We start from the raw sequence: 14,677 nt of genomic DNA, 5'->3' as shown, positions 1-14,677 counted from the left end.
CCTTCTCTCCTGGAAGGCCCACCCATATGGAAATGCAATGGTGGATCTGGCTCGTCTTCGGCGTGGCCCTGATCCTACTCGAACTGGTCCTGCCCACGTTCTTCATTCTCTGGTTCGGCATCGGTGCCGTGCTGGTGTCGCTGATTGCCCTGCTCGCGCCAAACCTACAGTTGGATATGCAGGTGCTGCTGTGGGTGCTGTTTTCCTCTGTCACCACCGTTCTGTGGTTCAAGCTATTTCGGCGCAAGAAGGCCGATGTGCGCTGGACCGCCGATAGCGTGATTGGTGAAGTCGGCTTGCTCACCGCCAGTGTCTCTGAGTTCCAGAAAGGCCGAGTGCGTTTCCAGAAGCCGATCTTGGGCAACGAAGAATGGACCTGCATCGCTGACAGCGACATCGCCGCTGGCGAGCGCGTGCGCCTGACCGCCATCGAAGGCAACACCGCCCGGGTCAGCCGGGCCTGAATCCGTACTAAAAGGAAGTTCGTAGCATGACCAGTCTTATCGTCGTCGGCACCCTCGCCGTGTTCGTTCTCATCACCGTGTTCAAAGGGGTGCGCATCGTGCCTCAGGGCGAGGAGTGGATCGTCGAGCGCCTGGGGCGCTACCACAGCACCCTCAAGCCCGGCCTGAATATCGTCATCCCGTACATGGACGTGGTCGCCTACCGCCTGCCGACCAAAGACATCATCCTCGATGTGCAGCAGCAGGAAATCATCACCAAGGACAACGCGGTGATCGTCGCCAACGCCCTGTGCTTCGCCAAGGTGGTCGACCCGCAAAAAGCCTCCTACGGCGTGCAGAATTTCTCCTTCGCCGTGACCAGCCTGACCATGACTTCGCTGCGGGCTATCGTCGGCGCGATGGATTTGGACGAAGCATTGTCCAGCCGCGAGCAGATCAAGGCACGCCTGCGCGAGGCGATGTCCGAACAGACCGAAGACTGGGGCGTGACCGTGCGCTCGGTAGAGATCCAGGACATCAAGCCGTCCGAGAACATGCAGATGGCCATGGAGCGCCAGGCGGCTGCCGAGCGTGAGCGTAAAGCCGATGTAACCCGTGCCGAAGGCGCCAAGCAGGCCGCGATTCTGGAAGCCGAAGCCCGCCTGCAATCGGCCAAGCTGGATGCCGAGGCGCAGATCAACCTGGCAGAAGCGTCGGCGCGTGCGATTTCGCTGGTGCGCGATGCAGTAGGGACGGAAACCACCCCGGCCATGTACCTGCTCGGTGAGCGCTACATTGGCGCGATGGAGAATCTGGCCGGCAGCGACAACGCCAAGGTTGTGGTGTTGCCTGCGGATCTGCAAGAGACCGTGCGCGGGTTGCTTGGGCGCAAGGCCTAAGACACCCCGACAACTCGGCTCCTACAGGCACAGCATCGAGCGCAAGATCAATGCGAGACCTGTGGGAGCGGGTTAACCCGCGAAGGGCCGCGCTGCGGCCCCAAAGCAAACGACACCGACTGGAAGGTATCGGGCCTGCTGATACGGCAACACTCACCTCATGCCTGCGGCACTTCACCGCACCCCGGCATTTTTACCTATACTCCGCCGTACAATACCCGCCACGATTCCTGACCGGATCTCTCCATGCCCCCACGTCGGCACATCGCCTGGATAGCCTGCCTTGCAGTGCTGTTCAATTTGCTGGCCATGCCGCTGTCATCGGCCGCGCCCAAGAGCGCGGCCGAGCAGCTGCTGTGGGGGGCTTTCTGTTCCAGCATGGGCGCCAAAGCCAAGCTCGATGTAAAGGCCCTGGCCAAGATCGATCTCGGCGATCAAGGCGACGCGCACGCCAACATGCAGCACTGCTGGTGCTGCTCGGGCGCAGCGCCGCTACTGGCCCTACCCTGCCAGCCGCCACAGTTGCACAGCCCGGCGCACCTGAGCATTGGCCAACTACCCAACCTCGCCCGCTATCAACCTACGCCTCGCCAGCTCTGGCCGGCGTTAAACCCGCGTGCCTCTCCGCTGGCCTGAGTTCTCGACGCTATCGCCCTGAACCTGCACAGATCGGAGATCTCATTCCATGCTCAAGCAAGCCCTCGTCCTGGCCGCCCTGCTATTGCCCGGCGCCTTCGCCAACGCCCATGAATACTCCCAGGGCGACCTGCACATCGCCCACCCGTGGTCGCTGGAACTGCCGCCCAACGCGCCCAACGTGGCGGCCTATTTCGTCGTGCACAACAACGGCAAGCAGGATGATCGCCTGCTCAGCGTCGCCAGCCCGATCAGCGATGATGCGCAACTGCACGAGCACGCCAAGACCGCCGAAGGCCTGATGAAAATGCAGCAGGTGCCCAGCGTGGCGATCCCGGCAGGCCAGGACCTGGTATTCGCCCCCAGCGCCTACCACGTGATGCTCATGCAGCCCAAGGACCGCAGCCTGCACAGCGACGGCAAACGCTTCCCGCTGACCCTGCACTTCGAAAAGGCCGGTGACATCACCGTGCAGGTCGCGGTGCAGAAACAACCACCGACCGACCAGCCAGAGCACCAGCACGCGCACTGATCGCTGACAGGCACTCGCCATGAGCGTGCTGCGCGAACGGACCATCCGCCGTACCACCCGCCCTGATCGCAGGCGCGCCGGTGGCGGCTGGCTGAGCCTGTTCGCCATGTGGATGATCTTCATCGGCCCACTGGTTTCCCAGTCGATGCCGATGGATCACCACGCCGGCATGAATATGCCGATGGACATGAGCATGTCCGCCGGCCACAGCCATGCCGACGCCGGGCACCATGGCCATGGCAGCGATGGCGAGCTGCACGCGCTGTGGGAAAAATGCGGCTATTGCAGCCTGCTGTTCAACTGCCCAGCCTTGCCGCAAACCTTCAGTCCGCTCAACGCCAGTAGTACCCCGCCCGCCCCACCCCTGCATGCGCTTACCCGCCAGGGCCACGCCGGTCAGGCCGTCTTCCCTGGTGCGCGCAGTCGCGCCCCGCCCTTCTTGTCGATCGACGTCTGAACACCTATTGACCGCACGGAGCCAGGAGGCTTCGCGCCCACTCATGACTGATCGACTGGAATCATTATGTCCGGCTGCACCCCTGTTTTTGCCCTGTCCCTGCGCGGGACCATCGCCGTGCTCTGCGGCTCGCTGCTGGCCCCCCTGGCGCTGGCGGCCGAGCCCGGCCACGAAGGCCATGAGCACGATTCTGCCGAGCTCAGCCCGACGGTAATCACCGCTGTCGCGCCCAGCTCGCCGCTGACCATCGTCACCAACCCCAAGGACCCACGCCAGCCAGTACCGGCCAGCGACGGCGCCGATTACCTGAAGACCATCCCGGGCTTCTCGGCGATTCGCTCCGGTGGCACCAATGGCGATCCGGTGTTGCGCGGCATGTTCGGCTCGCGCCTGAACATCCTCACCAACGGCGGCGTGATGCTCGGCGCCTGCCCCAACCGGATGGACGCCCCGACTTCCTACATTTCGCCGGAAACCTACGACCGCCTGACCGTGATCAAAGGCCCGCAAAGCGTGATCTGGGGGCCGGGCGGTTCGGCGGGGACCATCCTCTTCGAACGCGAGCCGGAACGCTTCGGCACGCTCGGCAGCCGGGTCAACGCCAGCCTGCTGGCCGGTTCCAACGGCCGCTTCGACAAAGTCCTCGACGCAGCCGCCGGCAACAGCCAGGCCTATGCGCGCTTTGTCGGCAACCAATCGCGCTCCGACGACTATCAAGACGGCAACGGCGACAGCGTGCCCTCGCGCTGGGACAAGTGGAACGGCGACCTCACCCTCGGCTGGACCCCGGACGCCGACACCCTGCTCGAACTCACCGCCGGCAAGGGCGATGGCGAGGCGCGCTACGCCGGACGTGGCATGGACGGCTCGCAGTTCAAGCGCGAAAGCCTCGGCTTGCGTTTCGAGAAATCCAACCTCGGCGAGGTGCTCGACAAGATCGAGGCGCAGGTCTACTACAACTACGCCGACCACGTGATGGACAACTACAGCCTGCGCACACCGTCAGGCAGCGGCATGATGGGCATGCCGATGGTCAGCAACGTCGACCGTCGCACCCTGGGCGCGCGGATCAAGGCCACTTGGCGCTGGGCCGATGTGCAGTTGATCAGCGGCATCGATGCCCAGACCAACGAGCACCGCAAGCGCGGCGGCATGGGCGTCGATGCGCACAAGGGCCAGTCATGGACCAAGGATGCCGACTTCCATAACTATGGGCTGTTCAGCGAACTGACCTGGTACGCCACAGGCGCTGACCGTCTGATTACCGGTGCGCGCCTGGACCGCGCCTCTGCCCGCGATTTCCGCCAGACCAGCGCCACCGGCGGCGACACCCGCGCCGACACCCTGCCCAGCGGTTTCGTGCGCTATGAGCATGATCTGGCGGCGCTTTCGGCAACCACTTACATCGGCCTCGGCCATGCCCAGCGCTTCCCCGATTACTGGGAGCTGTTCTCGCCCAAGCAAGGCCCGGCCGGTGCAGCCAATGCCTTTGACGGCATCAAGCCGGAGAAGACCACCCAGCTCGACTTCGGTATCCAGTACCGCGACGAGCGCATGGAGGCCTGGGCCTCGGGCTATGTCGGGCAGATCCGCGACTACATCCTGTTCGACTACCGCACCGGCATGATGGGCATGAGCACCTCCCAGGCGCAGAACATCGACGCTCGGATCATGGGCGGCGAACTTGGCGCAGCCTACAAGCTGTCGGAAAACTGGAAAGCCGACGCGACCCTGGCCTACGCTTGGGGCAAGAACAGCAGTGATGGCAAAGCGCTGCCACAGATGCCGCCCCTGGAAAGCCGCCTGGGCCTGACCTACAGCCAGGACAAGTGGAGCACTGGGGCGTTGTGGCGACTGGTGGCGGCGCAGAATCGCATCGCCGAAAACCAAGGCAACGTGGTCGGCAAGGACTACGAAAAAAGCGCAGGCTTTGGGGTGTTCTCGCTCAATGGTGCCTACAAGGTGAACAACAACCTCAAGCTCAGCGCGGGCGTCGACAACCTGTTCGACAAAGCCTACGCCGAGCACTTGAACCTGGCCGGGAACGCCGGGTTCGGCTATCCGGCCAGCGATCCACAGCCGGTTAGCGAACCAGGCCGGACCTTCTGGACCAAGGTCGATATCAGCTTCTGACAACAACAATGGGCGCGGCTACGGACGCGCCCTTTCACCTTGCCGATGGGAGGTTCCATGAGCGGACCACGCATTTCCTTCTATAACCTGGCTTGGCGCTGGCATTTCTACGCCGGGCTGTTCGTCGCGCCATTCATGATCCTGCTGGCGATCACCGGGATCATCTACCTGTTCAAGCCACAGCTCGACCCGCTGATGTACCGCGAGCTGATGGTGGTCGAGGCCGGTCATCACCGCCAAGACGCCGACACCCTGCTCAGCCAGGTGCACCAGGCCTACCCGCAGGGGCATGTGGCCCAATACCTGCCCCCACTCAACGCCGAGCGCAGCGCGCAGTTCGTGGTGCATGACGGCGGCCGCGAACTGAACGTGTTCGTCGACCCATACAGTGCCAAGGTGCTCGGTGAGCAAGACGCCAAGCAGAACCTGCAAGCCGTGGCCCGCGCCCTGCACGGCGAGCTGATGGTCGGCACCGTGGGCGATCGCCTGGTGGAGCTGGCGGCTGGCTGGGGCATCGTCCTGGTCGTGTCGGGGCTGTACCTGTGGTGGCCGCGCGGGCGCAACAGTGCCGGTGTGCTGTGGCCACGCCTGTCTGCCCGCGGCCGGGTGCTGTGGCGCGACCTGCATGCGGTCAGTGGCTTCTGGGGATCGGCGCTACTGCTGTTGATGCTGCTCAGCGGCATGACCTGGACCGGCCTGTGGGGCAAGCAGTATGCCGATTTGTGGAATCGCTTCCCGGCTGCCATGTGGAATGACGTGCCCACGTCTGACCAACAAGCCCGCGTGCTCAACCAGGCGCATCGCCAGACCGTGCCTTGGGCGATGGAGAACACGCCCATGCCGCAGTCCGGCGCGCATGCCGAACATGCTGGCCATCACATGATGTCGAGCGCCCCGGCCGCGCCGCAGGTCAGCCTGCAGCAGGTTGAGGACATCGCCACCCATCGCCAGGTCGAGCCTGGCTACAGCATCACCCTGCCGACCACTGCCGATGGCGTGTTCACCCTGGCGGTGTTCGCTGATGATCCGCGTAACGACGCCACCCTGCATGTCGACCAGTACACCGGCAAGGTGCTGGCGGATGTGCGCTGGCAGGACTACAGCCCAGTCGCCCGGGCCACCGAGCTTGGGGTGATGTTGCATGAGGGCAAGATGTTCGGGGCGCTGAACCAGATCATCATTTTGCTGGTGTGCCTGATGATTTTGCTGGGCTCGGTCAGTGGCCTGGTGATGTGGTGGAAACGCCGGCCGACGGGTGGGCTGGGGGTACCGCCGTTGCGTCATGACCTGCCGCGCTGGAAGACGGCGACGGTGGTGATGCTGGTGCTGGGCGTGGCGTTCCCGCTGGTGGGGGTGTCGATGCTGGTGATGTGGGTGGTCGATAGCCTGGTGGTGCGGCGCAGGGTGATGGCTCGGGCCTGATTCTGAACTGATGGCCTCATCGCGGGGCAAGCCCGCTCCCACGAAGCATTTGCAATTCGTGGCAGCGCGCTTGCCCCGCGATGAGGCCGGCAAAACAGCACAGATGTCGTGTCGATCTGTCGCGCCCCGAATTGGGACGCGCGTGTTAGCCTACTCGGCTCGCACAAAAAGACTGACCCTCAATGGAATGCAGCCAATGACCCGGACCTCCTCCACGCCTGCTGATGACCAGCACCTGCAACGCAACCTGACCAACCGCCACATCCAATTGATCGCCATCGGCGGCGCGATCGGCACCGGCCTGTTCATGGGCTCGGGCAAGACCATCAGCCTCGCCGGCCCGTCGATCATCTTCGTCTACATGATCATCGGCTTCATGCTGTTCTTCGTCATGCGCGCCATGGGCGAGCTGCTGCTGTCGAACCTCAACTACAAATCCTTCATCGACTTCTCGGCCGACCTGCTCGGGCCTTGGGCCGGCTACTTCACCGGCTGGACCTACTGGTTTTGCTGGGTGGTCACGGGTATCGCCGACGTCGTCGCCATTGCCGCCTATTCACAGTTCTGGTTCCCTGACCTGCCCCAGTGGATACCGGCGCTGACCTGCGTGGCGCTGCTGCTGTCGCTGAACCTGGTCACCGTGAAGATGTTCGGCGAACTTGAGTTCTGGTTCGCCATGATCAAGATCGTCGCCATCCTCGGCCTGGTCGCCACTGGCCTGTACATGGTCATCACCGGCTTCGAATCGCCGAGCGGGCGCACCGCGCAACTGGCCAACCTGTGGAACGACGGCGGGATGTTCCCGCATGGCCTGATGGGTTTCTTCGCCGGCTTCCAGATCGCCGTGTTCGCCTTCGTCGGCATCGAGCTGGTGGGCACCACTGCCGCCGAAGCCAAGGACCCGCAACGCACCCTGCCCCGGGCGATCAACTCGATCCCGATCCGCATCATCGTGTTCTACGTGCTGGCGCTGATCGCGATCATGGCCGTCACGCCATGGCGCGACGTAGTGCCGGGCAAGAGCCCGTTCGTTGAGTTGTTCGTGCTGGCTGGCCTGCCGGCAGCGGCGAGCATCATCAACTTCGTGGTGCTGACCTCGGCGGCCTCTTCAGCCAACAGCGGCGTGTTCTCCACCAGCCGCATGCTGTTCGGCTTGGCCCAGGAGGGCGATGCGCCCAAGGCGTTCGAGAAACTCTCGCGTCGCGCGGTACCGGCCAATGGTCTGTTGTTCTCGTGCACCTGCCTGCTGCTGGGGGCGGTGTTGATCTACGTGATCCCTGATGTGGTCGAGGCGTTCACCCTGGTCACGACCGTATCGGCGCTGCTGTTCATGTTCGTCTGGACGCTGATCCTGCTGTCGTACCTGAAGTACCGCGTCCAGCGCGCGGCGCTGCACCAGGCTTCGACCTACAAGATGCCGGGCGGGCGCTTCATGTGCTACGTGTGCCTGGTGTTCTTCGCCGGCATCCTGGTGCTGCTGGCCCTGGAAGACGACACGCGCAAGGCGTTGATCGTGACGCCGTTGTGGTTCGTGATCCTGGCGGTGACTTATCAGTTCGTGCGTAGCCGTCGTCATCCGCGCGCGGCTGTCAGCAACGCGCAAGACTGAAAGCCTGTGGGGCCGCTGTGCGGCCCTTCGCGGGCAAGCCCGCTCCCACAGGGATAGCGCGCACCTGTTAGGGCGGGCTTGTCAGGACGCCGAACCGCCGCGAAGGGCCGCACAGCGGCCCCAATCCTGTGCACGCAGGGCCTACTGGCACCAAGCTGGACCTCATTTCTCCACCCCCACCTCTGCAAGCCCCGAAAAACGGCGGCTTTGCCGTGTCCAAAAACTGGGCACACCCCTTGCACATGCCCTCTCCCGGGTTGCCAACACCATAAAAAACTCAACGGAGAGAGCACATGAAGCGTCGCAGTCTGATCAAGGCTTTTACCCTCAGCGCATCGATTGCGGCGATGGGCCTTAGCTGGAGCATCCAGGCCGCCGAGACCATCAAGGTCGGCATCCTGCATTCGCTGTCCGGGACCATGGCGATTTCCGAGACCTCGCTCAAGGACATGGCCTTGATGACCATCGAGCAGATCAACGCCAAGGGCGGGGTCAATGGCAAGCTGCTCGAACCGGTGGTGGTCGACCCGGCGTCCAACTGGCCGCTGTTCGCCGAGAAGAGCCGCCAGTTGCTGACCCAGGACAAGGTGGCGGTGGTGTTCGGCTGCTGGACCTCGGTGTCGCGCAAGTCGGTGCTGCCAGTGTTCGAAGAGCTCAACGGCCTGCTGTTCTACCCGGTGCAGTACGAGGGTGAAGAGATGTCGCCGAACGTGTTCTACACCGGCGCAGCACCCAACCAGCAGGCGATCCCGGCGGTCGAGTACCTGATGAGCGAAGACGGTGGCAGCGCCCAGCGCTTCTTCCTGTTGGGCACCGACTACGTCTATCCGCGCACCACCAACAAGATCCTACGCGCCTTCCTGCACAGCAAAGGCGTGGCCGACAAGGACATCGAAGAGGTCTACACGCCGTTCGGCCATAGCGATTACCAGACCATCGTCGCCAACATCAAGAAGTTCTCCGCAGGCGGCAAGACGGCTGTGATCTCCACCGTCAACGGCGACTCCAACGTGCCGTTCTACAAAGAGCTGGCCAACCAGGGCCTGAAGGCGACCGACGTGCCGGTGGTGGCGTTCTCGGTCGGCGAAGAGGAACTGCGCGGCATCGACACCAAGCCATTGGTGGGGCATCTGGCGGCGTGGAACTACTTCGAGTCGGTGGATAACCCGGTCAACCAGAAGTTCGTCGCCGACTGGAAGGCCTATGCCAAGGCCAAGAACCTGCCGGGCGCTGACAAAGCCGTGACCAACGACCCGATGGAAGCCACCTACGTCGGTATCCATATGTGGGCGCAGGCGGCCGAGAAGGCCAAATCGACCGATGTCGACAAAGTGCGCGAGGCGCTGGCCGGACAGAGCTTCAAGGCACCGTCCGGTTTCACTTTGACCATGGACAAGACCAACCACCACCTGCACAAGCCAGTGATGATCGGCGAGATCCAGGATGACGGGCAGTTCAGCGTGGTCTGGGAGACCGAGCAGCCCCTGCGGGCGCAGCCTTGGAGCCCGTTCATTCCGGGGAATGACAAGCGGCCAGATTACGCCGTGAAAGGTAACTGATTGGCCGTGGCCGCTACGCGGCCATTCGCGGGCAAGCCCGCTCCCACAGGTAACGAGCACGTTTCGAAAACCTGTGCAATCTCCGTGGGAGCGGGCTTGCCCCGCGATGAATACACCACCCTCGTCCAGGGATACCCCATGTATCGACTTCTGCTCGCCCTGCTCCTGCTGCTGCCCCTGGCAACCCAGGCCAGCGAAGGCGAATTCTTCCTCAGCGCCAAACCCGCTGAGCAGGCGCGCCTGCTCCAGGACTGGGCGGCGCAGCCAGACCTCACTCGGCTGGCCCTGCTCAGCTCGCTCAAGCAAGGCCGCATCGCGCCCGACGACACCCGCAAAGTGCGCCTGAACAACCGCCTGCGTGGGCTTATCGACAACGCTTTGGCCAGCCACCAACTGTTCAGCGACGATGCCAGCGTGCGCCTGGCCGCTGCCAGCGAGCTGCAACGCAGCGCCCAACCAGCGCAAATGGCCTTTCTCGACCGACGCTTCGCCAGCGAACAGGACGCCGCCGTGCACGCCGCCCTCGGCCTGGCCCTGGCCAACCTGCAACTGGGCGCCAGCGAACCGGCCGTACGCCTGGCGGCGGTGCGCTTGCTCGGTGAAACCGGCGACCCCTTGGCCCGCACGCGCCTGGAGGCGCTGCTGCAGCCTGGCGCCGAAAACGATGCAGCCGTACGCACCGCGGCTGAAACCAGCCTGGCCCAGGTCAAACGCAAGTTGCTGATCGGCGAGCTGCTCGGCCAGGCCTTCAGCGGCCTGTCGCTAGGTTCGATCCTATTGCTCGCGGCACTGGGCCTGGCGATCACCTTCGGCCTGCTCGGGGTGATCAACATGGCCCATGGCGAGATGCTCATGCTCGGCGCCTACAGCACCTACATGGTCCAGGTGCTGCTGCAGCGCTACCTGCCCGGGGCCATCGAGTTCTACCCGCTGATCGCCCTGCCTGTGGCCTTCGCGGTCAGTGCCGGGGTCGGCATGGCGCTGGAGCGCACGGTGATCCGCCATCTGTATGGGCGGCCGCTGGAAACCCTGCTGGCGACCTGGGGTATCAGCTTGATCCTGATCCAGGCGATCCGCCTGCTGTTCGGCGCGCAGAACGTCGAAGTGGCCAACCCGGCCTGGCTGTCGGGCGGCATCCAGGTGCTGCCCAACCTGGTCTTGCCCTATAACCGCCTGGTGATCATCGGCTTCGCTCTGGCTGTGGTGCTGCTGACCTGGCTGCTGCTCAATCGCACCCGTCTGGGCCTTAACGTGCGTGCGGTGACCCAAAACCGCAACATGGCCGCCTGCTGCGGCGTCTCCACAGGCCGGGTAGACATGCTCGCCTTCGGCCTCGGCTCGGGGATCGCTGGCCTTGGTGGGGTGGCCCTGAGCCAGGTCGGCAACGTCGGCCCGGATCTTGGCCAGAGCTACATCATCGACTCGTTCCTGGTGGTGGTGCTCGGCGGTGTCGGGCAACTCGCCGGTAGCCTGTGGGCCGCGTTTGGCTTGGGCATCGCCAACAAATTGCTGGAGCCGCAGATGGGTGCGGTACTGGGCAAAATCCTCATCCTTGCGCTGATCATCCTGTTCATCCAGAAGCGTCCGCAAGGCCTGTTCGCCCTCAAGGGACGGGTAATCGACTGATGAACCAGCCACTGCTTGTCACCGCCACGCAAAAGGCCGGGCCGCGCTTGTCGCTGGCTATCGGCATCGCCGTCGTCCTGCTGTTGCTGGCCCTGCCGCTGCTGTCGCTGCTGCCGGCAGATCACCCGCTGCAGGTATCGGCCTATACCCTGACGCTGGTCGGCAAGATCCTCTGCTACGCCATCGTCGCCCTGGCCCTGGACCTGGTCTGGGGCTACGCCGGGCTGCTGTCGCTCGGCCATGGGCTGTTCTTCGCCCTGGGCGGCTACGCCATGGGCATGTACCTGATGCGCCAGGCCGCCGGCGATAGCCTGCCGGGCTTCATGATCTTCCTGTCGTGGACCGAGCTGCCCTGGTACTGGGCCGGCACCCAGCACTTCGCCTGGGCCATGTGCCTGGTGGTGCTGGCGCCGGGCCTGCTGGCGCTGGTGTTTGGTTGGTTCGCCTTCCGCTCGCGGATCAAGGGCGTGTACTTCTCGATCATGACCCAGGCGCTGACCTTTGCCGGCATGTTGCTGTTCTTCCGTAACGAGACCGGCTTTGGCGGCAACAACGGCTTTACCAGCTTTCGCACCATCCTGGGCTTCGATATCGCCGCGCAAGGCACCCGGGCGGTGTTGTTCCTGCTCACGGTCGGCTTGTTGCTGGCGAGCTTGTTCCTGTGCTGGCGGCTGACCGTGAGCAAGTTTGGCCGGCTGCTTACCGCGCTGCGTGATGCGGAAAACCGGCTGATGTTCTGCGGCTACGACCCGCGCGGCTTCAAGCTGCTGGTGTGGGTGCTCAGCGCCGTCCTGTGTGGCCTGGCCGGGGCGTTGTACGTGCCGCAGGTGGGCATCATCAACCCCAGCGAGATGTCGCCGACCAACTCCATCGAAGCCGCAGTGTGGGTCGCGTTGGGCGGGCGTGGCACGCTGATCGGGCCGCTACTCGGCGCCGGTCTGGTCAATGGCATGAAGAGTTGGTTCACCGTGGCCTTCCCGGAGTTCTGGCTGTTCTTCCTCGGTGCGCTGTTCATTGTCGTCACCCTCTACCTGCCCAAGGGTGTGGTCGGCCTGTTGAAGAAAAGGAGCCAGCCATGAAAGGCGTGCCCCCGGTACACCCCGAGTTCATGCTCGAACCGGTGTTCGATCAGTTAGGTGCTGGCCGCGATGCCATCGGCCTTGGCCAGCGCCGCGGCAAAGGCCTGGAGGTGCGCCACGGCACTGTGTTGAGCCTGGAAGACATCAGCGTCAGTTTCGATGGTTTCAAGGCGCTCAATGCACTGAACCTGTACATCGGGGTCGGCGAGCTGCGCTGCATCATCGGCCCTAACGGCGCCGGCAAGACCACCCTGATGGACGTGATCACCGGCAAGACCCGGCCGGATACCGGCACGGCGTTCTTCGGCGACACCCTCGACCTGACCCGCATGAGCGAGTACCAGATTGCCCAGGCCGGGATTGGCCGTAAGTTCCAGAAACCCACCGTGTTCGAAGCGCTGACGGTTTACGAAAATCTCGAGCTGGCGCTGAAAACCGACAAGTCGGTGTGGGCCAGCCTGGCTGCGCGGCTGTCGGGCGAGCAGCGACAGCGCATCGACGAGGTGCTCAGCACCGTGCGCCTGCTGCCGCTGGCTGCGCGCCAGGCCGGGCTGTTGTCGCATGGGCAGAAGCAGTTTCTCGAGATCGGCATGCTGCTGGTGCAGGAGCCGCAGCTGTTGCTGCTCGACGAACCGGTGGCGGGCATGACCGATGCCGAGACCGAATTCACTGCCGAGCTGTTCAAAGGCCTGGCCGGCAAGCATTCGCTGATGGTGGTGGAGCATGACATGGGCTTTGTCGGCAGCATTGCCGACCATGTCACCGTGCTGCACCAGGGCAGTGTGCTGGCCGAAGGATCGCTGGAACAGGTGCAGGCGGATGAACGGGTGATCGAGGTTTATCTAGGCCGCTGAAGCCGTTCATTTTCATTACGTGGGAGCGGGCTTGCCCCGCGATGGCGGTAGTGGATTCACCGTCGCTGTCGCGGGGCAAGCCCGCTCCCACGGACATCAAGGGACTACTCATGCTGAAAATCGACACCCTGCACCAGTACTACGGCGGCAGCCACATCCTGCGCGGCCTGTCGTTCGAGGCCAAGATCGGTGAAGTCACCTGCCTGCTCGGGCGCAATGGGGTGGGCAAGACCACCCTGCTGCGCTGCCTGATGGGCCTGGTCCCGGCACGCGAAGGCAGCGTGCACTGGGAAGACAAAGCCATCACCAATCTCAAGCCACAACAACGGGTCCACGCCGGCATCGCCTACGTGCCCCAGGGCCGCGAGATCTTCCCGCGCCTGAGCGTCGAGGAAAACCTGCTGATGGGCCTGTCGCGCTTTCCGGCGCGCGAAGCCCGCGAGGTGCCGGCGTTCATCTACGAGCTGTTCCCGGTGCTGGAGCAGATGAAGCAACGCCGCGGCGGCGACCTCTCCGGTGGTCAGCAGCAACAGTTGGCCATCGGCCGCGCCCTGGCCAGCCGTCCGCGGCTGCTGATCCTCGACGAACCGACCGAGGGCATCCAGCCGTCGGTGATCAAGGAGATTGGCGCAGTGATCCGCACGCTGGCCGACCGTGGCGACATGGCCATTTTACTGGTCGAGCAGTTCTACGATTTTGCCGCCGAGCTTGCCGACCACTACCTGGTCATGGCCCGTGGCGAGATCATCCAGCAGGGGCGTGGGGAAAACATGCAGGCCGAAGGTGTGCGCGGGCTGGTAACCATTTAATCTGCACCCACTTCCCCTGCGAGACGCTTGTCATGAGTTACGAGATCCGCGATGCCCTGCCAGGCGATGTGCCGGGCATCCTCGACATCTACAACGATGCCGTGCGCAACACCACGGCGATCTGGAATGAAACCCCGGTCGACCTGGCCAACCGCCAAGCCTGGTTTGCGGCGCGGGCGCAGCAGGGCTATCCGATCCTGGTGGCGGTGGATGCCAGTGGCGTGCTGGGTTATGCGTCGTTTGGCGACTGGCGGCCGTTCGAGGGGTTTCGCTACACCGTCGAGCATTCGGTGTACGTGCGCGATGATCAGCGCGGCAAGGGCCTGGGCCCGATGCTGATGCAGGCACTGCTGGAGCGGGCCCGGGCGTGTGGCAAGCATGTGATGGTGGCCGCGATCGAGAGTGGCAATGCGGCGTCGGTGCGCCTGCATGAGCGGCTGGGGTTCGTGGTCACCGGGCAGATGGCGCAGGTGGGGGTGAAGTTTGGCCGCTGGCTGGATTTGACCTTCATGCAGCTGGTGTTGAACCCCGGCGCACAGCCACAGTAGTCGCGTACGTGGGAGCGGGCTTGCCCCGCGATAGCAGCAGTGCAATTACCCTCGCTATCGCGGGGCAAGCC

At 64.0% G+C, this 14,677-nt stretch carries 14 protein-coding genes; all 14 read left to right on the top strand.

The features are described from left to right. Positions 1-26 precede the first annotated feature (26 nt). Positions 27-464, top strand: coding sequence for an NfeD family protein (locus AAZU54_RS25050; protein WP_186555551.1), 438 nt, complete (start codon positions 27-29; stop codon positions 462-464). Positions 465-490: 26 nt separating this feature from the next. Next, on the top strand, positions 491-1,342 hold the full coding sequence (locus tag AAZU54_RS25045) for an SPFH domain-containing protein (protein ID WP_186555552.1): 852 nt from the start codon (positions 491-493) through the stop codon (positions 1,340-1,342). Positions 1,343-1,588: 246 nt separating this feature from the next. Beyond that, positions 1,589-1,978: a DUF2946 domain-containing protein gene (locus tag AAZU54_RS25040; RefSeq protein ID WP_434727803.1), complete on the top strand. Its 390-nt coding sequence runs from the start codon at positions 1,589-1,591 to the stop codon at positions 1,976-1,978. A 49-nt stretch (positions 1,979-2,027) separates the two neighbouring features. Next, the gene (locus AAZU54_RS25035) at positions 2,028-2,510 is read left to right on the top strand and encodes a copper chaperone PCu(A)C (protein ID WP_434727802.1); all 483 of its coding nucleotides are present in this window, start codon (positions 2,028-2,030) and stop codon (positions 2,508-2,510) included. A 19-nt stretch (positions 2,511-2,529) separates the two neighbouring features. Next, positions 2,530-2,967, top strand: a complete 438-nt coding sequence (locus AAZU54_RS25030; protein WP_186555555.1) for a DUF2946 domain-containing protein — start codon at positions 2,530-2,532, stop codon at positions 2,965-2,967. Between the two features lie 66 nt (positions 2,968-3,033). Beyond that, positions 3,034-5,100, top strand: a complete 2,067-nt coding sequence (locus AAZU54_RS25025) for a TonB-dependent copper receptor (protein ID WP_405130329.1) — start codon at positions 3,034-3,036, stop codon at positions 5,098-5,100. A 57-nt stretch (positions 5,101-5,157) separates the two neighbouring features. Continuing rightward, positions 5,158-6,522, top strand: coding sequence for a PepSY-associated TM helix domain-containing protein (locus AAZU54_RS25020; RefSeq protein ID WP_434727801.1), 1,365 nt, complete (start codon positions 5,158-5,160; stop codon positions 6,520-6,522). A 196-nt stretch (positions 6,523-6,718) separates the two neighbouring features. After that, positions 6,719-8,131 (top strand): D-serine/D-alanine/glycine transporter, encoded by a 1,413-nt coding sequence (gene cycA, locus AAZU54_RS25015; protein WP_186555558.1) that lies wholly within the window; start codon positions 6,719-6,721, stop codon positions 8,129-8,131. A 293-nt stretch (positions 8,132-8,424) separates the two neighbouring features. Beyond that, positions 8,425-9,690: an urea ABC transporter substrate-binding protein gene (urtA, locus tag AAZU54_RS25010; RefSeq protein WP_186555559.1), complete on the top strand. Its 1,266-nt coding sequence runs from the start codon at positions 8,425-8,427 to the stop codon at positions 9,688-9,690. 138 nt (positions 9,691-9,828) lie between these two features. Next, a complete protein-coding gene (urtB, locus tag AAZU54_RS25005; RefSeq protein ID WP_434727800.1) occupies positions 9,829-11,316 on the top strand; it encodes an urea ABC transporter permease subunit UrtB in 1,488 nt (495 codons plus the stop codon). Further along, a complete protein-coding gene (gene urtC, locus AAZU54_RS25000) occupies positions 11,316-12,395 on the top strand; it encodes an urea ABC transporter permease subunit UrtC (RefSeq protein ID WP_434727799.1) in 1,080 nt (359 codons plus the stop codon). The genes urtB and urtC overlap by 1 nt, the downstream gene beginning before the upstream one ends. Continuing rightward, on the top strand, positions 12,392-13,249 hold the full coding sequence (urtD, locus tag AAZU54_RS24995) for an urea ABC transporter ATP-binding protein UrtD (RefSeq protein WP_186555561.1): 858 nt from the start codon (positions 12,392-12,394) through the stop codon (positions 13,247-13,249). Before urtC ends, urtD begins: the two co-directional genes overlap by 4 nt. A 110-nt stretch (positions 13,250-13,359) precedes the next feature. Then, the gene (gene urtE / locus AAZU54_RS24990) at positions 13,360-14,058 is read left to right on the top strand and encodes an urea ABC transporter ATP-binding subunit UrtE (RefSeq protein ID WP_186555562.1); all 699 of its coding nucleotides are present in this window, start codon (positions 13,360-13,362) and stop codon (positions 14,056-14,058) included. A 32-nt stretch (positions 14,059-14,090) separates the two neighbouring features. Beyond that, entirely contained in the window at positions 14,091-14,606 is a 516-nt protein-coding gene (locus AAZU54_RS24985) for a GNAT family N-acetyltransferase (protein ID WP_434727798.1), read from the top strand. Positions 14,607-14,677 lie beyond the last annotated feature (71 nt).

The organism is Pseudomonas sp. Je.1.5.c, assembly GCF_051129895.1.
GTDB lineage: Bacteria > Pseudomonadota > Gammaproteobacteria > Pseudomonadales > Pseudomonadaceae > Aquipseudomonas > Aquipseudomonas urmiensis.
Note: the sequence above shows the minus strand (reverse complement) of the source record. Positions and strands in the feature narration are given on the sequence as shown.